This window comes from Dermatobacter hominis, from assembly GCF_020715685.1.
GTDB lineage: Bacteria > Actinomycetota > Acidimicrobiia > Acidimicrobiales > Microtrichaceae > Dermatobacter > Dermatobacter hominis.
Genome location: NZ_CP085840.1, coordinates 1,463,605 through 1,480,202, shown reverse-complemented (window position 1 = coordinate 1,480,202; position 16,598 = coordinate 1,463,605). Strand labels below are relative to the sequence as shown.

Below are 16,598 nucleotides of genomic sequence, written 5' to 3'. Positions count from 1 at the left end.
CGGGAGCGACGTGGACCACGCGGACGAGGCCGCCGGAGCGGCGCAGGTCCCCGGACCGCCGCGGTTCCCCGGTCCGCCGCTGCGGGGCGACCTGGCGGCGGCCAAGGAGATCGAGGTCGACGACGACGAGACCAGCTTCACGGCCGAGCACGTCGCGCTCGTCGTGCCGCCGGTCGAGGCCGACGCCTCCCGGCACCTGAAGCGCCTGGTCGCGGGCTGGGGGATGCTCGCCGACTTCGCCTTCGCCGACCTGCTCCTCTACGTCGCGCTGCCGTCGCACGACGCCGGTCTCAACCGGTTCCTCGTCGTCAACCAGGTGCGGCCCAACACGGGCCAGACGCTCTTCACCGAGGACGTCGTCGGCCGGGCCATGAGCTCGACGCAGCGGCCGCTCATCGCCCAGGCCATGGCCACCGGCGAGATCGCCGAGGACGTGGTCGACAGCCCGTGGCTGGGCGAGCGCATCCGCATCACCGCCATCCCGGTCCGCTACCACGGCCGGATCATCGCCGTGCTGGCACGGGAGGCGTCGCTCGAGGGCGCGCGCGACATCAGCGACCTGGCGAGCGTGTACCTCGGCGTGTTCCGCCGCCTGGGTCGGATGGTCGCCGATGGCGTGTTCCCGTTCGCCGACGAGGAGGTGATCGCCACCGGCGGTCCCCGCGTCGGCGACGGCGTGCTCCTGCTCGACGAACTGGGCCGCATCGCGTTCGCCTCGCCCAACGCGGTGTCCGCGCTGCGTCGGCTCGGCGTGCAGCGGCGCCTCCAGGGCGAGCACCTGAGCGAGCTCGGCGCCGAGACGGCCGCCACCTACCGCGCCTTCTTCAACGGCCGGCCGACGGTCGAGGAGGTGGAGCGCGAGGACGTCAACATCGTGCTGCGGTGCATCCCGCTGATCACCGAGGGGCGGGTCGACGGCGCGGTCGTCCTGCTCCGCGACGTCTCCGAGATGCGCCTCCGGGACCGTGCCCTGGTGTCGAAGGACGCGACCATCAAGGAGATCCACCACCGCGTCAAGAACAACCTGCAGACGATCTCGTCGCTGCTGCGGCTGCAGGGTCGCCGGCTCACCGAGCCGTCGGCCAAGGTCGCGATCGAGGAGTCGGTCCGACGGATCCGGTCGATCGCCCTGGTCCACGAGACGCTGTCACGCGAGGACGGCGACGACGTCGACTTCGGCGAGGTCGTCCGCCCGCTGGTGCGGATGGTGGAGGAGGGCCTCACCTCGCCCGACGTGCCCGTCGAGTTCGTGATCGAGGGTGGGGCCGGCAACCTGTCGTCGCCCGAGGCCACGTCGCTCGCGGTGGTCACGACCGAGCTGCTCCAGAACGTCGTCGACCACGCGTACCCGCCCGGGACGCTGGTGCCCGGGGAGCGGGGTCGCATCCGCATCGTGATGGCCCACGACCAGGTCGTCCTCCGGCTCGCCGTGATCGACGACGGTGCCGGGCTGCCCGACGACTTCGACCCGCAGACCTCCGAGAGCCTCGGCCTGTCGATCGTGCGGGGCCTCGTCGACGAGCTCGGCGGGATGATGGAGTTCTCGGCGGTGGACCCCGGGTCCCGGCGACCCGGGAACCGGGTGCAGCTGACCCTGCCGGTGGTCAGCCGGGTCGAGGTGGACGCGGAACGGCCTCCCCTGGGGGGAGGCCGTTCGGTCGGTCTCTAGCCCGGAGCTCCCCTCGAGGAGCGGCGGGGCGGCGGGGAGCGGGGCTCCCGGCCGGTGTCAGGACGCAGCGGCCTGCTTGCGCTGGCGGGCGACCCACGCCCGACGCAGCTTGCGGCGCTCCTCCTCGGAGGTGCCGCCCCACACGCCGGAGTCCTGGTTCGTCGAGAGCGCGAACTGGAGGCAGGGCTCCTTGGCGTCGCAGGTGTCGCAGACGGCCTTGGCGGCAGCGATCTGCTCGAGCGCCGGGCCGGTGGTGCCCACGGGGAAGAACAGCGACGGATCGGTGTCGCTGCAGGCCGACGCGGATCGCCAGTCGTCGGTCGCAAGGTTCAGGCTGCGGCTCGAGGTGAGTGCCACGATGTCCTCCGTCACGATGGTCATGGGCGCGTGCTCGACTCGCCCCGGTGCGTTGCTGCCACGATCCGGCTGTTTCCCGCCGGCAGGAGCTCGGGCTGCTGATCGGGACGCTGCAGAATGGGAGTCGCCTGCTCCGGGGTGCAGTGTCCTCGGTCCGCCGCCGGCCCGGGCTCGGGTCGGGAACTTGTGAATCCGTGAACAAGCTCGAACCTACAGCTGACCACTCTGTGTGTAAAGGAAAAGTTTCGGGAAGATGTCCTCTGGAGTACGCCCCCTCGTCATCGCCCACCGTGGCGCCTCCGCCGATGTGCCGGAGAACACAGCACTGGCCTTCAGAACGGCCCGGGAACAGGGCTCGGACTGGGTGGAGCTCGACGTCCGCCTGGCCGCCGACGGCGCCCTGATCGTCAACCACGATGCGTGGTATCGCGATGGGAGAACGGTCTGGAGCACCCCGCTCGCAGAGGTCCCCGACGACACCCTGGTGCTGACCGGGGCGCTCGAGGCGTGCCGGGGCATGGGCGTCAACGTGGAGATCAAGAACAGCGACGGCGACCTGGCCGACGGCCCGGGCGGACCGGCCGTCGTCGACGCCACGGTGGACGTGCTGGCCGCGCTCCCCGAGGACGTCCGGGCCCGGATCCTCGTGTCGAGCTTCGACCTGCCGACGATCACCCGCGTGAAGGAGCTCGACCCGGGCCTGCAGACCGGCTTCCTCGTGTTCGACCTCACGCACGAGCCCGAGGCAGTGGCGATCGCCGCCGACGGCGGCCACGAGGCGCTGCACCCGTGGGACCCGCTCGTGACCGACGCCCTGCTCGAGGACTGCCACACCCGTGGGCTCGTCGTGAACACCTGGACCGTCGACGACCCGGCCCGCTGGGCCGAGCTCGCCGCCATGGGCATCGACGGGATCGTGACGAACACGCCCGGGCGCCTGATCGCCGCGCTCGCCGCCTGACGCCTCGCGGTCCGGCGGGCGGCGGCGCCGCTCAGGACGGGAGGGCGACGACCGTCAGGGCGTCGGCGAGGTGGCGGAAGCGCAGCACCTCGACGGCACCGAGGTGGTCGCCGTCGACCTGGTAGGGGACCGGCGCGCCGATCGCGGCGACGGTGGCGTCGCGCACGTCGGTGTCGACCCGCACGTGCGGGCCGGGGCGGACGCCGCGGCCGAGCGCCTGCGCGGCCGTGCGGAGGAAGACCGGCAGCGACAGGCTCGACAGCGCCACCAGGCCGAGGGCGGAGTGCCGGTCCACCGACGGCACGACGTGGAAGGGCACGCCGCCGGCGTAGGTGTACGGATCGCTCGCCATCACGAGGACGAAGCGACCGTCGGGCACGCAGCCGCCGGTGACCGTGCCGTCCTCGACGTGGACGCGCACCTGGGGACGGTGCCGGTCGTACCCGCGGAAGAACGCCCAGGCGCCGGCCCAGGCGTAGAGGGGGACGGTGGCGTGGCGCTTGAGGTGGCCCCGGCGCTCGACGTTGGCCACCAGCACGGCGTCCCACCCGATGCCGACGTGGCACAGGAAGACCCGGCCGGCGCCGTCACCCGCGGTGCCGCCCGACGCGGTGACCTCGCCGACTGAGATCCGCTCGCTGCGCCCACGGGCGAGGGTGAGGCTGACCCGCTCGGCCGCCCGGACGGGGTCGTGGGGGAGCCCGATCGATCGGGAGAACACGTTGGTCGACCCGCCGGGCAGCGGGGCGAGGATGCAGTCGGACCCGACGATCCCGTTGGCGGCCTCGTTGAGCGTGCCGTCGCCCGAGAGCACGGCGACGCAGTCGACCCCGGCCTCGACGGCGGCACGGGCGAGCTCGGTCGCGTGGCCCCGGTGCGTCGTCGAGGCGACCCGCACGTCGTGGCGTTCGGCCAGCCGCGCCGCCACCCGCTCGCGGCGCGACGGCGTCACCGACGACGCCGTGTCGTTCACCACGAGGAGGACCTCCACCGCCGGAGTCTCGTCCGTCGCGGCGGCGCGGACCCACCCCGGCGCCCCGCCCGGCCCGACCACCCGGCGCGCCGGCCGGTCCCGTGCCCGTTCGCGAGGCGGCCGGTGACCGCTCCGACATGGACCGTCCGACCCGTTCCGGCGTGGCCGCGGGACGATTCCTCACGTCGGCGGGACGACCGGCCGATCGGATCCGAGGGGGCGTGAGCGGAGAGGAACCGATGACGTGAGCGCCGAGCGCGCCCAGATGATGCCGAGCGGCCCGTCCGGGCCCGAGCTCGCCGCGCACCTGCTCGACCGGATGGACGCCCGGTCGCTCCTGCGCGTGCTCGAGATGGGCTCGACCGACGGGGTGTGGATCTCGAGGCTGGACGGCAGCGGCGAGAACTGGGCCAGCGAGCGCTTCGCCCGGGCGCTCGGGTTCCCGCCCGGCACCGAGCTCACCTCCGAGCAGGTCCGTGGCCTGGTGCTGCCCGATGACATGGACGTCGCACGGGAGCAGGCGCACGCGCACCTGGCCGATCCGTCGACGCCGTACGACGCGCTCGTCCGGTACCGCCACCGCGACGGGTCGATCGTGTGGATGCGCAGCCGCGGCTTCGCGACGTTCGACGACGAGGGCCGGCCCGACCTCCTCATCGGCCTGCACACCGACGTCACCGAGATGATGCGGGCGCAGCAGCGCCTCAGCGAGCGCAACGCGGACCTCGCCACCACGTCGGAGGTCCTGGCCCTGCTCGACTCCACGACCGCGGCGCTGCAGCGGGTCGAGGAGCCCGAGGACGTGCTGGCCTCGCTGGTGCACGTGCTCGGCACCGTCGTCGGCGAGGGTGCGCTGGCCGCCACGGCCGAGGACGACCGCCTGTGGTGCGTGGCCACGGACTCGACGCTGCCCCGCGACGCGCAGATGGTGCGCGACGCGTTCGAGGGCGGGCTGCGGGCGAGCGACGACGGTCCCGTCAGCCGGGTGATCGCGACCGGCCTTCCCGTGCTGATCTCCCACGTCGACCCGGCCGCCTTCACCGCCTCGGTCCCGACCGTGGCGCCGCTGCCGCTCGGCGAGCGGGTGCCGCACTCGCTGATCTCGGTGCCGTGGACCCTGCCCGACGGCCGTGCCGCCGCCGTGATGTGCGTCCGCTACAGCGCCGGCAGCCCGGCCTTCGTCGACCGCGACCTGCAGCTGGTCCGCCAGCTGGTCGACCGGCACGGTGCGGCGCTGCGGGCGCTCGAGGTCCAGCGGGAGCGGGCGGCCGAGGGTCGCTTCCGGCGCCTGGCCCGATCCGCGCCGATGGGCATCCTCGTGCTCGACGAGCAGTCGGAGTGCACGTTCGCCAACGACCGCTGGACGGCGATGTCGGGCCAGAGCACCGAGCAGGCGCTCGGGCGCGGCTGGCGCCGGGCGTTCGACGAGCAGGTGCTCGCCGGCCTCGGTGCGCGCTGGGAGATCGCACGGGTGACCGGCGAGCCGATCGAGGCGGAGCTCGAGCTCGAGCGCGCCGACGGCACCTCGCTGTTCGTGCACGGCTCGGCGGTGGGCGTGCACCGGCCCGACGGCAGCGTCGACGGCCTGCTCATCGCCGTCGTCGACATGACGACGCACCGGCGCTCGGTCGACGAGCTCCACCACATCGCCCGGGTGGACCCCCTGACCGGCTGCGCCAACCGCTACGCGCTGTTCGAGCTGCTGCAGGCCCCCGAGCCGGGACCGGCCGGGATGCGACCCGGCGGACGGCCCGCGCCGCCGGCGGGGGCGCCGGCGGGCCTGGCCTACGTCGACCTCGACAACTTCAAGGAGGTCAACGACTCCCTCGGCCACGAGATGGGCGACCGCGTGCTCGTCGAGCTGGTCGAGCGGATCCGCGGCGTGCTCCGCGCCGACGACGTCGTCGCCCGCGTCGGCGGCGACGAGTTCGTCGTCCTCCTGCAGGACGTCCCGACGACCACCGAGCTCCAGCGGATCGCCGAGCGGCTGCGGTCGGTCGTGCGCGCGCCGCTGCGCATCGGCGACCGCGAGGTGGCCGTCTCCATGAGCATGGGCCTGGTCGGCGTCGACCGCCGGCCGGGCGAACCCGTCGACGCGGAGCGGCTCCTGCGCCGGGCCGACCGGGCGATGTACCGGGCCAAGGCGACCGGTCGGGACTGCTGGGCGATCTACGACCCGCGCCTCGACGACTCGGCGCAGCCCGACCAGGAGGTGCGGGCGCTCATCGGCCGGGCGCTCGCCGTCGGCGGGGTCGTCGTCCACTACCAGCCCGTCGTCGACCTGGCGACGGGCGTGCTGGCCGGCCTCGAGGCGCTCGTCCGGCTCCAGCACCCCGAGCTCGGCCTCCTCGGCCCGGGCCGCTTCATCGAGGTGGCGGAGCGCTCGGGCCAGATCGTGGCGATCGGCGACCGCATGGTCGAGCAGGCGTTCGCCCGGTTCGCCGAGTGGCTCGAGCTCCGCCCCGACCTGCGGCTCACGGTCAACCTGTCGGGCCGCGAGCTGGCCGAGGCCGCCGTGTGCGAGCGGGTGGTCCGGTCGCTCCAGGAGCACCGGATCCCGCCCGGCCAGGTCGTGGTCGAGGTCACCGAGAGCACCCTGGTCACGACGTTCGACACCTCGCTCGACGCGCTGGCGCGCCTGCGGGAGGCCGGGCTGAGCTTCGCCGTCGACGACTTCGGCACCGGTCACTCGAGCCTGAGCCGCCTGACCGAGATCGCCCCCGACATCATCAAGCTCGACCGGTCCTTCGTCGCCAGCGCGGCCACCGACCCGATGCACCGGGCGGTGATCTCGGCCGTGATGCACCTGGCCCGCCAGACCGGGCTGAAGGTGGTGGCCGAGGGCGTCGAGACCGTGCGGCACCTCGAGACGGTGCAGGAGCTCGGCTGCGACCTCGCCCAGGGCTTCCTCTTCTCCCGGCCCGTGCCGGCCGAGGAGATCACGGCGCTGTTGCACGCCGATTTTGTGACGGCGAACGGGGGCGGGGCAGACTTCGGCGCATGAACGTCGTCGTGTGCGTGAAGCAGATCCCCGACCCGGCAGAACCGGGTGCGCTGGATCCGGAGACCAAGACCCTCAAGCGGGACGGGAAGCTGATCCTGGACGAGTCCGACAGCTACGGCGTCGAGATGGCGCTGCAGCTCGTGGACGCCGCCGGCGGCGGCGAGGTCACCCTCGTGTCCATGGCACCCAACAGCGAGGTCAGCGGCCTCCGCACCGCCCTGGCGATGGGCGCCGCCAAGGCCGTCCTCGTCTCCGACGACGCGCTGAAGGGCTCCGACGCCCTCAGCACCTCGAAGGTCCTGGCCAAGGCCATCGGCCGGGCCGGCGACGCCGACCTGATCCTCACCGCCACCGAGTCGTCCGACGGCTACACCGGCGTCGTGCCCGAGCAGATCGCCGAGCTCCTCGGCCTGCCCTCGGTGACCTTCGCCAAGGAGATCGCCATCGACGGCGGCACGGCCAAGGTGCAGCGCCAGACCGAGGCCGGCTACGACGACGTCGAGGTCCCGCTGCCCGCCGTGGTCTCCGTGACCGCCGGCGTCGTGGAGCCCCGCTACCCGTCGTTCAAGGGCATCATGGCCGCCAAGTCGAAGCCGGTCGACGAGGTCAAGGTCGCCGACCTCGGCCTCGACGCCTCCCAGGTCGGCTGGGCCGGCGCCGGGCAGGAGATCACCGACATCTCGCAGGCCGAGGCCCGCGAGGCCGGCACCATCGTCGAGGACGACGGCGAGGGCTTCCAGAAGATCGTCGACTTCCTGGCCAACCTCAAGGTCATCTGACCGGGCCGCTGAACCAGACCTGCGACTGCGAACGAGAAGAGAGACGAGAACATGGCTCTGTCCAAGATCTGGGTGTTCGGCGAGGCCGCTGACGGCAACGTCTCCAACACCACCCTCGAGCTGCTGGCCAAGGCCCGCGAGCTGGCCGACACCGTCGAGGTCGTCACGACCTCCGGCGCGGACCTGGCCGGCCCGGCCGGCGCCAACGGCGCCAGCAAGGTCCTGAACGTCGGTGGCACCGACGGCAAGCTCGTCGGCGTGCCCGTGGCCGCCGCGATCGCCGCCGCGGTCGAGGCCGGGAACGGCCCCGACGCCATCCTGTTCGCCACCAGCTACGACGGCCGTGACGTCGCCGGCCGCCTGTCGGTCAAGCTCGACACCCCGGTCATCACCAACGTGACGAACCTGGTGACGAGCGGCGACGGCGTCGCCGGGGTCGAGCCGATCTTCGGCGGCACCACCGACGTCACGACCGCCTTCACCGGCGACAAGGTCAAGATCTTCCTGGTGCGGCCCAAGTCCTTCGCCGCCGAGGAGACGGGTGGCGGCGCCGCCGCGGTCGAGGAGCTGTCGGTGCCCGACACCGGTGCCACCGGCACCGCGGTCGTCACCAACCGGTTCGTCGAGGAGAAGACGGGCCCGAGCCTCGACGACGCCGACATCGTCGTGTCGGGCGGCCGTGGCCTCGGCGAGCAGGAGAAGTTCGAGCTCATCGAGACGCTGGCCAAGCAGCTCGGTGCCGCTCCGGGTGCGTCCCGCGCCATCGTCGACGCCGGCTGGGTGCCCTACTCGTACCAGGTCGGCCAGACCGGCAAGGTCGTGAAGCCGAACGTGTACATCGCCGCCGGCATCTCGGGTGCGACGCAGCACCTCGTGGGCATGAAGGGCTCGAAGTACATCATCGCCATCAACAAGGACGCCGAGGCCCCGATCTTCTCGGTGGCCGACCTCGGCATCGTCGGCGACGTGCACAAGGTCCTGCCCAAGCTGATCGAGGCGCTGCAGAGCCGGTGACGGCGCTGCGCACCACGACCGGACGTCGACCGTGAGCGGTGTCGTCCACGAGCGGTGCGTCCCATGACGACTGACGAGGGCCCCCGCGAGGGGGCCCTCGGCGCGTCCGGCGACGCCCCGCACGGCGAGCGGGTCCGGACCTGGTCCAACTGGGCTGGCAACCAGTCGTGCCGCGCCGAGGTCCTGCACCCGACGACGGAGCCGGAGCTGTGCCGGATCGTCGCCGACGCCGCCGCGGCCGGTCGCACGGTCCGGGCGTTCGGCGCCGGCCACAGCTTCACCGACGTCGCCCTGAGCGACGCCGTGCTCGTCGACCTCTCTGGCTACGACCGCATCCTCGGGGTCGACCGAGAGGCGTGCACGGTGACGGTCCAGTCGGGTGCCCGCCTGCACGACCTCTCGCTCGCCATGTGGCCGCGCGGGCTGGCGTTCACGAACCTGGGCGACATCGACGTGCAGTCGATCGCCGGCGCGACGGCGACGGCCACGCACGGCACCGGGATGCGGTTCGGCAACATCTCGACCGCCGTCGTCGGCCTGCGGGTCATCGACGGCCTCGGAGCCGTGCACGAGGTCGACGCCCGGACCGAGCCCGACCTGTTCGCCGCGGCGCGGGCGTCGATCGGCGCGCTCGGACTGGTCTCGACGGTGACCGTCCAGCTCGAGCCGGCGTTCCACCTGCACGCGGTGCACGAGCCCCGGCGCGTCGACGAGGTGCTGGAGCGGTTCGGCGAGCTGGTCCGCGACAACGACCACTTCGAGTTCTTCTGGGTGCCCGGCACCAGGTGGTCGATCACCAAGCGCCACCGCCGGAACCACGAGCCGGTCGCGCCGCGCTCCCGGCGCGACGAGCTGCTGCAGTCCGAGCTGTACGACAACGTCCTGTTCGGTCTCGCGAACCGCGTCGGGCGCTGGCGACCGGCGCTGGGCCGCGAGGTGGCGAAGCGCATCCCGTCGCCCGGCCGGGTCGAGTTCAACGACCGGTGCTACCGCGTGTTCGCCTCGCCCCGGCGGGTGCGGTTCGTGGAGATGGAGTACGCCGTGCCGGTCGAGGCGACCGTCGAGGCGGTGCAGCGCGTGCGGGCCCACGTCGCCTCGCTCGGGTACCCGGTGTCGTTCCCGGTCGAGGTCCGCGTGAGCCGCGGCGACGACATCACGCTGTCGACGGCGTCGGGTCGCGACACCGGCTGGATCGCCGTGCACATGTACCGGGGCCTGCCGTACGAGGAGTACTTCCGGGGCGTCGAGTCGATCATGCGGGACCTCGACGGCCGACCCCACTGGGGCAAGCTGCACTGGCGCACCGCCGCCGATCTGGCGCCGGCCTACCCCGGGTGGGACGACTTCCAGGAGCTCCGGGCCCGCATGGACCCGCTCGGCGTGTTCCAGAACGCGGCCATGACCCGCGTCCTCGGCCCCCTCGGCGGCTGACCCCCCCATCACCCCCCGGGGTGGGGGCTCACCCCACCGTCTTCTGTTCCCACACCCTGGGGCGAACACCCCAGGATCCGGGAACAGAACCGGCGCACGCGGTCGTGTCGGGTCAGGTCGGGGTGCGGTCGGTGGCGTCGAGGGCCCACGCGAGCCCGTCCACGGGGTCCTCGACCGCCAGCCGGCACGACCACCCGGGTGCGCTGCCGAGCCGCTCGGCGGCGCCCGGCTCCCAGACCCACCACCGCAGCTCCCCTGCCGCAGGTCCCGGGTCGACGGGCCAGTCGTCGTCCTGCGCGGTGAGCACGGCGAGCACCCACCAGGCGTCGAACCGCCCGGTCGCCGCACCCCGGCGCCGGCCCCTCGCCCCGCCCGAGGCCGCGGCCCAGGCGAGCAGCTCGACCGCCTCGGCGAGCCCGACGGGCGCCCACGTCGCCGGACCGTCGACCATCGCGTCGACCGCGCCGGCGGCCGTGCCCTCGACGCCGCTGCTGCGGATCGACCCCTCGCTGTGCGAGCGCCAGTGCCGGACGGCGTCGGCCAGGGCCCGGGCCCCGTCGGCGGCGTCCGCGCTCTCGGTGGTCCCGTCGCGCTGGGGGACCGGACCGGTGGTGCGCACGGGATCGGGGCCGGGGAACCGGGCGTCGCCGTTCGGCCGGTACTCGGCCAGGCGGTAGCCGGGCTCCCACGCCAGGAGCCGGCCGGGCAGGCCGGTGGCGGGTCCGTCGGCCCGCCGGTCCTCGGCCAGGACCTCGCCGCGCAGCACCCGCTCCTGGGCGACCTGGTCCCGGGCGGGTCCCAGCGGCAGCTCGTCCGCCAGCTCGGCGAAGGTGTGGTCCTGCGCCACGACCTCGGTCAGCGGGCCGGGGGCCAGGTAGCCGCCCTCGACGACACCGGCCGCCCACGGCGGGGGAGCGGACAGCGCCATCCGGTACTCGGCGAACGTCGCCGCCGGCCACAGCTGGTGGCCGCGCTCGGTCGCGGCGCGGGCCCGGTCGCGGAGCAGCACGACGCCGTCCCAGTCGCCGCGGTCGCAGCGGCGGTCGACCTCGCGGAGCAGCTCGTCGAGGTCGCCGGTCGTGATCCAGCGGTCGAGCTCGGGATCCTGCCGCGGGGCGGGTTCGGGGACGGTCACGCGTGTGGGGCCCTGACCCCGACGCCCGTGCCGGCGGTCCTCACACCGGTGGTGCTCACACCGGCCGCCCTCACACCAGCGGCCAGGGGATGCGCCGTCCGGTCGGGTCGTGCGGGAAGCGACCGCCGGCGAGCACCGCGCCGGCCCGGTCGCGCAGCGCGTCGCGCTCGTCGCGCTCGAGCAGGTCGGCGAGGGCCGGAGGGAGCGGCGCGCCGAGCATCTCGTCGAGCGAGCGCAGCACGTCGTCGGGGACGGGCTCGCCGGCGAAGTCCCAGATGACGGTCCGCACCTTGAACTCGGTGTGGAACGTGAGGCCGTTGTCGATCGCCCAGAGGCGGTCGGCCTCGTCGACGAGGCAGTGGCCGCCCTTGCGATCCGCGGAGTTGGCCACGAGGTCGAACGCGCAGAGCCGGCGCAGCGCCGGCAGCAGCTCGTCGCGCTCGCGGATCGTGAAGAAGTGCTCGGCGAAGCGCGCCGGCACGAACGCCTGCAGCGACCCGATGCCGAGCGGCGCCTCGTCGCGCTGCACGGTGGTCGGGACGAGCCCGAGGCCGAGGTGGTCCGACAGCACCGACGTCGCGACCTCGCGGCGCCAGAGCCCGCCGGGGAAGTCCCACAGCGGCCGCTCGCCGCGCTCGGGCTTGTAGATGGCGGGGAGGTGGTCGGCCCCGCAGGTGACCTGCACGAGGAACGTGCCGTTGCTCGACCACGGCATGGCCCCCAGCACCTCGACCTCGCCGATCCGGAGCAGCTCGGCGGTGCGGGGGTCGTCGGGTCCGACGGTGGCGTCGTAGACGAACGGGACGAGCTCCTCGGCGTCGTCGTCCTCGTCGGGCGCGTCGATCCACTCGACCTCGACCCACTCCTCCTCGTCCCAGGTCTCCTCGACCCAGGTCTCCTCGACCGGCACGCCGTCGGGCACGCCGGGGGACGGCGCCGCCGGCCGGCCGTCGTCGGGATCGGGGCGTGCCGCCGCGCCGTCGCCGCTCACCGCGCGCCGTCAGTTCCAGCGGGGGCAGGCGTGCCCCTCGGGTCCGATCGGCCGCCCGCACAGCTGGCACGGCGGACGTCCGGCCCGGACGAGCTCCATCGCCGCCTCGGCGAACGCGACGGCCTGGCCGAGCTGCAGCGTGAAGTGCGCCTCGGCGCCCTCGGGCTCCTGCTCCAGCATCTCGTCGATCGCGTCGTCGTCGAGCTCCTCGTAGAGCTCCGAGTCGTCGGGGACGAGCTCCTCGGCGGTGACGAAGATCAGGCCGGCGTCCTCGTCGACGCCGACCGACAGCGAGCCGATGACCCACTCCGGCGTGACGGGCTCGATGAGGCCGGCGACGTCGCGCTCGGGGTCGGTCGTGCCCATCGCCTGGGCGAGCTGGCCGAGGTACTGGCCGAGCATGCCGACCTGCTCCTTCTCGAGCCGGAACGACACGATCTCGTTGCCGCGCCGCGCCTGCAGGTAGAAGACGCGCTGGCCGGGCTCGCCGACCGTGCCCGGCACCAGCGCGTCCAGCTGGTCGAACTCGAACGATCGGCCGGTCACGACGGCGCCAGGGTGCTCAGGTCGTCGCCGGTGGAGTTGACGGCCAGGACGATCGGGCCCGCGCCGCCCGACGCACGGGCCGGGATCGACAGCGGCGTGACGGAGCAGGGGGAGATGACGATGCGCTGGAACAGGTCGAGGTGGACGCCGGTGGCCATGGCGACGGCGGCCTTGATCGGGTCCGCGTGCGACACCGCGACGACGGTGCCGCCGGGGTGGAGCGCGACCAGCCGCTCGATCTCGTCCCAGATCCGGCGCTGCATGTCGAGGAACGACTCGCCGCCGGGGAACCGGAACGTCGACGGGGTCGACTGCACCTGGCGCCACTCGGGGAGCTTGCGGAGGGCGGACAGCTCGGCACCGGTCCACTCGCCGAAGTCGCACTCGAGGAGGCCCTTGGCGGTGCGGACGCGGTGGCCCGTCGCCTTGGCGATCGGCGCCGCCGTCTCGCGCGTGCGCTCGAGCGGCGAGGCGTAGACGGCGTCGATCCGCAGCTTGGCGAGCCGCTCGGCGGCCCGACGGGCCTGCTCCTGACCCGTCTCGGCGAGGTGCAGCCCCGGGGCGCGACCGGGCAGGACCTTGCCCGTCGTGGCCGTCTGGCCGTGGCGGACGAGCAGCACCGTCGTCGGGGCCGGCCCGGACGCCCCTCGACCGCGGCGGCCGCCCGAGCGGGCCGGCGTCGACCGGCGCGACGAAGGGGCGGAGCGGGTCGTCGTACGGGGTGCCATCTGGGTGGATCCTATGCTCGGCCCGTGGACGCACTGCAGGCGCTCGCCGTCGAGATCGCCGAGTGCCGACGGTGCCCGCGGCTGGTGGAGTGGCGGGAGCAGGTGGCCCGTGAGAAGCGAGCTGCGTTCCGCGACGAGGAGTACTGGGGCCGCCCGGTCCCCGGCTTCGGTGACCCGGCGGCGCGGGTGCTCGTCGTCGGCCTCGCGCCGGCCGCCCACGGCGCCAACCGGACCGGCCGGATGTTCACCGGCGACCGCTCGGGCGACTGGCTCTACCGGGCGCTGCACCGCGCCGGGTTCGCCAACCAGCCGACGTCGACGTCGATCGACGACGGACTCGAGCTGACCGGCGCGTTCATCACGGCGCCGGTGCGCTGCGCCCCGCCGGCCAACAAGCCGACGCCGGCGGAGCGCGACGCCTGCCGCCCGTGGTTCGACGCCGAGGTGGCCCTCCTGCCCGAGGTCAGGGTGGTCGTGGCGTTGGGCGGGTTCGGCTTCGGCGAGGCGCTGCACCTGTTCGGGTGGGGGCCGGAGCACGGCCCTCGGCCGAAGTTCTCACACGGCGTCGAGGCGGTGCTCCCCGACGGGCGCACGCTGATCGGCTGCTACCACGTGAGCCAGCAGAACACGTTCACCGGTCGGCTCACCGAGGAGATGCTCGACGCGGTGTTCGTCCGGACTCGGGAGCTGGCGGGCTGACCCCGACCCTCGTGGGCCGGACGGCCCACGAGGCCGGGCCATCCGGACCGAAGCGCGCCGATTGGGCCGAACGGCTCTGCGCCCGGCCGTCCCCGACGCCGAAGATCTGGGCATGGCAGCGACACCCACCACCACGCCGGAGATGGTCCCGTTCCCCGACCGGGTCGTCGCGGCGGTGGACGGGGAGAGCACGCCGTCGTGGCTCGACGCCCACTTCTGCGAGGTGACGCAGCTGCCCAGGGGTCGGAAGGGGCTCTGGGGGGCGCTGGCCCGCCAGACTGTCCGCAGCGGCTCGCCCGAGCTGGCGGTGTGGATGCCGCCGACCGAGTCGGCCGACCTCGCACCCGTGGTGGGGTCCATGTTCGACATCGACCCGCTGGCCACGATCGACCTCACCGCGGCCTGACCGGACGGCCCGGCAGGGGGCGGCCCGCCGGGGCCGCCGCAGACCCGGTCGACGGTTCCCGTGCGGGCGCCGGCCCGGGAGCACGGCGCGGGGACCCCCGGTGTGGGTCGGTGCCACCTCCTTGACTACGGTGGGCGCGCCCCCACCTCGAGTCCCTGGAGTCCCTGTGCGTCCCCGGTCCCTCCGTTCGATCCTGCTCGGCCTCGCCCTCGCGGCGCTCCTGGCCCTGACCGCGTGCGGCCAGCAGCGGCAGGCCGAGCCGTACAGCGAGGACTACCAGGAGAACTTCATGTTCGGCTGCCGAGAGCAGCGCGAGGTCCCCGAGGACGATCCCGACGACCCGCAGGCCGGTCCGCAGTCGCCCGAGGACTACTGCAAGTGCGTCTACGACGCCATGGAGAAGAAGATCCCCGCGGAGCAGGCCAAGGAGTTCGAGGAGCAGCAGGCCGACGAGGACGCGGGCGAGATCGAGGTCCCGAAGGCGCTGCAGTCGATCTTCGACGACTGCAAGGGCGAGGGCTGACGCCCCGCCTGTCCTGACGACGGGCCTGTCCTGACGACGGGCCTGTCCTGACGGCCGCCTGTCCCGACGACGGGCCTGTCCTGACGGCCGCCTGTCCCGACGTCGGGGCTCGCCGGCCCGGCCCGCCGCGGCGCCGCGAGGGGCTCAGGCCTTCGCCTTCACCTTCGGTTCGGGCAGCCCGACCCGCACGCTCGCCTCGGCGGTGGTCGGCCAGCGCGACCGTGACTTCTCGGCCAGCTTGCGCATCAGGGCGATCGCCCCGGGGTCCGAGTCGCCCGGTCGGGCCTCGATGACGCCGGCGGCGACCATGCGGGAGATGATCTCGCGGCCCAGGTCGGTGCGGACGATCGTGAGCGTCCAGTTGGCGTTCTCGCCGATGCCACCGCAGGAGATGTCGGCGTGCTCGGCCGCGAAGTCCGGGCAGTGGTTGCAGCCCTCGCGGGTCCAGGCGTGGCACTCCTTGAGGTTGATCTCGTGGTACGCCCCGTCGTCCATCCAGATCTGGAACACGCCCTTGATGTTCATCTTCACCATGTGCTCCTTGGCCAGGCCGTACTTGGCCCAGAAGAGCTCCTCGAAGATGGCGTCGTCGAAGGTCTTGGAGCAGAGCAGGCCCAGGTTGAACACGATGGGCTTCGAGATCTTGCCGACCTTGCGGGACCACATGACCGGCGGGACCGACGACTGGCAGCTCATGCCGACCAGCGCGAGGCGGGAGTACCCCGCCTCGAGCGCCTCGTCGAGCGCCAGCGTGTTGGCCGAGTACGTGTAGCGGCTGCCGGCGGCGGCGAGGATCTCCTCCTCCGTCGCGGCGACGCCGGGCACGGCCTTCCACGAGCCGGCCTCGCCGCCCTCGAGGTACGAGACGAGGGCGGCGTCGATGTAGTCCTCCTGCATCGCCCACAGCAGGATCGCCGAGACGAGCCCGCCGTCCTGGCCGGTCTCGTTGACGTGGTCGTCGCTGGCCCGGGTCAGCAGGATGTCGTCGTAGATGCCCGCGACCTCGTCGGGTTCGCGGAGGCGGCCGAACAGGTGGTCGTCGGCCTGGCCCTCCCACAGGCGGAACCTCGGGCAGGCGCGGGTGCAGGTGGTGCAGCCCTTCTGGCCGTGCACGCAGTCGTCGGGGCCGAGCTCGTCCTCCAGGTGGAACGGCGTGTAGCCGCCCGAGGCGTGGTCGTAGCCGATGACGTCGTGCGGGCACGAGATCACGCAGCCCGCGCACCCGGTGCAGAGCTCGGCGTCGATGACCTCCGCCTTCAGCTCCTTCCACTGGTTCGTCCAGCGGACCGACGCGGTCTCCGCGAGCCGGTCCTCCAGCGTCGCCGTGGCCCCGTCCGCTGCTTCGCCCTCAGACATGGCCGGAATCTACCCGCACGACCGCC

16 protein-coding genes are annotated in these 16,598 nt (G+C 73.5%); 9 read left to right on the top strand and 7 right to left on the bottom strand.

The window, feature by feature from the left end; genetic code table 11:
- The first annotated feature begins 10 nt into the window (after positions 1-10).
- The gene (locus tag LH044_RS06870; protein ID WP_227759058.1) at positions 11-1,669 is read left to right on the top strand and encodes a sensor histidine kinase; all 1,659 of its coding nucleotides are present in this window, start codon (positions 11-13) and stop codon (positions 1,667-1,669) included.
- Between the two features lie 57 nt (positions 1,670-1,726).
- Here the strand turns inward: LH044_RS06870 and LH044_RS06865 are convergent, their stop codons facing one another.
- On the bottom strand, positions 1,727-2,050 hold the full coding sequence (locus LH044_RS06865; protein ID WP_227759057.1) for a WhiB family transcriptional regulator: 324 nt from the start codon (positions 2,048-2,050) through the stop codon (positions 1,727-1,729).
- Between the two features lie 229 nt (positions 2,051-2,279).
- On the opposite strand from LH044_RS06865, the gene LH044_RS06860 reads away from it, so the two are divergent.
- Positions 2,280-2,987 (top strand): glycerophosphodiester phosphodiesterase, encoded by a 708-nt coding sequence (locus tag LH044_RS06860; RefSeq protein ID WP_227759056.1) that lies wholly within the window; start codon positions 2,280-2,282, stop codon positions 2,985-2,987.
- 31 nt (positions 2,988-3,018) lie between these two features.
- Here LH044_RS06860 and LH044_RS06855 read toward each other — a convergent pair whose 3' ends face one another.
- Entirely contained in the window at positions 3,019-3,978 is a 960-nt protein-coding gene (locus LH044_RS06855; RefSeq protein ID WP_227759055.1) for a diacylglycerol/lipid kinase family protein, read from the bottom strand.
- Positions 3,979-4,204: 226 nt separating this feature from the next.
- Between LH044_RS06855 and LH044_RS06850 the strand changes: the two genes are divergently transcribed.
- The 4 genes from LH044_RS06850 to LH044_RS06835 all read left to right on the top strand — a co-directional run bounded on the left by LH044_RS06850 (position 4,205) and on the right by LH044_RS06835 (position 10,188).
- Positions 4,205-6,964, top strand: coding sequence for a bifunctional diguanylate cyclase/phosphodiesterase (locus LH044_RS06850; RefSeq protein ID WP_227759054.1), 2,760 nt, complete (start codon positions 4,205-4,207; stop codon positions 6,962-6,964).
- Complete coding sequence (locus LH044_RS06845; RefSeq protein ID WP_227759053.1) at positions 6,961-7,743, top strand: electron transfer flavoprotein subunit beta/FixA family protein; 783 nt, start codon at positions 6,961-6,963, stop codon at positions 7,741-7,743. The genes LH044_RS06850 and LH044_RS06845 overlap by 4 nt, the downstream gene beginning before the upstream one ends.
- A gap of 51 nt (positions 7,744-7,794) precedes the next feature.
- Positions 7,795-8,757 (top strand): electron transfer flavoprotein subunit alpha/FixB family protein, encoded by a 963-nt coding sequence (locus tag LH044_RS06840; RefSeq protein ID WP_227759052.1) that lies wholly within the window; start codon positions 7,795-7,797, stop codon positions 8,755-8,757.
- Positions 8,758-8,820: 63 nt separating this feature from the next.
- Positions 8,821-10,188, top strand: a complete 1,368-nt coding sequence (locus LH044_RS06835) for a D-arabinono-1,4-lactone oxidase (RefSeq protein WP_227759051.1) — start codon at positions 8,821-8,823, stop codon at positions 10,186-10,188.
- A gap of 112 nt (positions 10,189-10,300) precedes the next feature.
- Here LH044_RS06835 and LH044_RS06830 read toward each other — a convergent pair whose 3' ends face one another.
- The 4 genes from LH044_RS06830 to LH044_RS06815 form a co-directional block, all read right to left on the bottom strand.
- Entirely contained in the window at positions 10,301-11,323 is a 1,023-nt protein-coding gene (locus LH044_RS06830) for a DUF6183 family protein (protein ID WP_227759050.1), read from the bottom strand.
- Between the two features lie 70 nt (positions 11,324-11,393).
- Complete coding sequence (locus LH044_RS06825; RefSeq protein WP_227759049.1) at positions 11,394-12,314, bottom strand: SCO1664 family protein; 921 nt, start codon at positions 12,312-12,314, stop codon at positions 11,394-11,396.
- A gap of 9 nt (positions 12,315-12,323) precedes the next feature.
- Positions 12,324-12,860: a DUF3090 family protein gene (locus LH044_RS06820; protein ID WP_227759048.1), complete on the bottom strand. Its 537-nt coding sequence runs from the start codon at positions 12,858-12,860 to the stop codon at positions 12,324-12,326.
- On the bottom strand, positions 12,857-13,588 hold the full coding sequence (locus LH044_RS06815) for an MSMEG_4193 family putative phosphomutase (protein WP_227759047.1): 732 nt from the start codon (positions 13,586-13,588) through the stop codon (positions 12,857-12,859). Before LH044_RS06815 ends, LH044_RS06820 begins: the two co-directional genes overlap by 4 nt.
- A gap of 24 nt (positions 13,589-13,612) precedes the next feature.
- Between LH044_RS06815 and LH044_RS06810 the strand changes: the two genes are divergently transcribed.
- The 3 genes from LH044_RS06810 to LH044_RS06800 all read left to right on the top strand — a co-directional run bounded on the left by LH044_RS06810 (position 13,613) and on the right by LH044_RS06800 (position 15,216).
- On the top strand, positions 13,613-14,287 hold the full coding sequence (locus LH044_RS06810; RefSeq protein WP_304512046.1) for a uracil-DNA glycosylase: 675 nt from the start codon (positions 13,613-13,615) through the stop codon (positions 14,285-14,287).
- A gap of 112 nt (positions 14,288-14,399) precedes the next feature.
- On the top strand, positions 14,400-14,693 hold the full coding sequence (locus LH044_RS06805) for a hypothetical protein (RefSeq protein ID WP_227759046.1): 294 nt from the start codon (positions 14,400-14,402) through the stop codon (positions 14,691-14,693).
- 166 nt (positions 14,694-14,859) lie between these two features.
- Positions 14,860-15,216, top strand: coding sequence for a hypothetical protein (locus LH044_RS06800; protein ID WP_227759045.1), 357 nt, complete (start codon positions 14,860-14,862; stop codon positions 15,214-15,216).
- A 144-nt stretch (positions 15,217-15,360) separates the two neighbouring features.
- Here the strand turns inward: LH044_RS06800 and LH044_RS06795 are convergent, their stop codons facing one another.
- Positions 15,361-16,572 carry a Coenzyme F420 hydrogenase/dehydrogenase, beta subunit C-terminal domain gene (locus tag LH044_RS06795; RefSeq protein ID WP_227759044.1) on the bottom strand — a complete coding sequence of 404 codons (1,212 nt, stop codon included), beginning with the start codon at positions 16,570-16,572 and terminating at the stop codon, positions 15,361-15,363.
- Positions 16,573-16,598 lie beyond the last annotated feature (26 nt).

Excerpts from the sequence above, each read along its gene's own strand:
- LH044_RS06865 (WP_227759057.1), bottom strand. The coding sequence starts at position 2,050 with ATGACCATCGTGACGGAGGACATCGTGGCACTCACCTCGAGCCGCAGC.
- LH044_RS06860 (WP_227759056.1), top strand. The coding sequence starts at position 2,280 with ATGTCCTCTGGAGTACGCCCCCTCGTCATCGCCCACCGTGGCGCCTCC.
- LH044_RS06845 (WP_227759053.1), top strand. The coding sequence starts at position 6,961 with ATGAACGTCGTCGTGTGCGTGAAGCAGATCCCCGACCCGGCAGAACCG.
- LH044_RS06840 (WP_227759052.1), top strand. The coding sequence starts at position 7,795 with ATGGCTCTGTCCAAGATCTGGGTGTTCGGCGAGGCCGCTGACGGCAAC.
- LH044_RS06835 (WP_227759051.1), top strand. The coding sequence starts at position 8,821 with ATGACGACTGACGAGGGCCCCCGCGAGGGGGCCCTCGGCGCGTCCGGC.
- LH044_RS06815 (WP_227759047.1), bottom strand. The coding sequence starts at position 13,588 with ATGGCACCCCGTACGACGACCCGCTCCGCCCCTTCGTCGCGCCGGTCG.
- LH044_RS06805 (WP_227759046.1), top strand. The coding sequence starts at position 14,400 with ATGGCAGCGACACCCACCACCACGCCGGAGATGGTCCCGTTCCCCGAC.
- LH044_RS06795 (WP_227759044.1), bottom strand. The coding sequence starts at position 16,572 with ATGTCTGAGGGCGAAGCAGCGGACGGGGCCACGGCGACGCTGGAGGAC.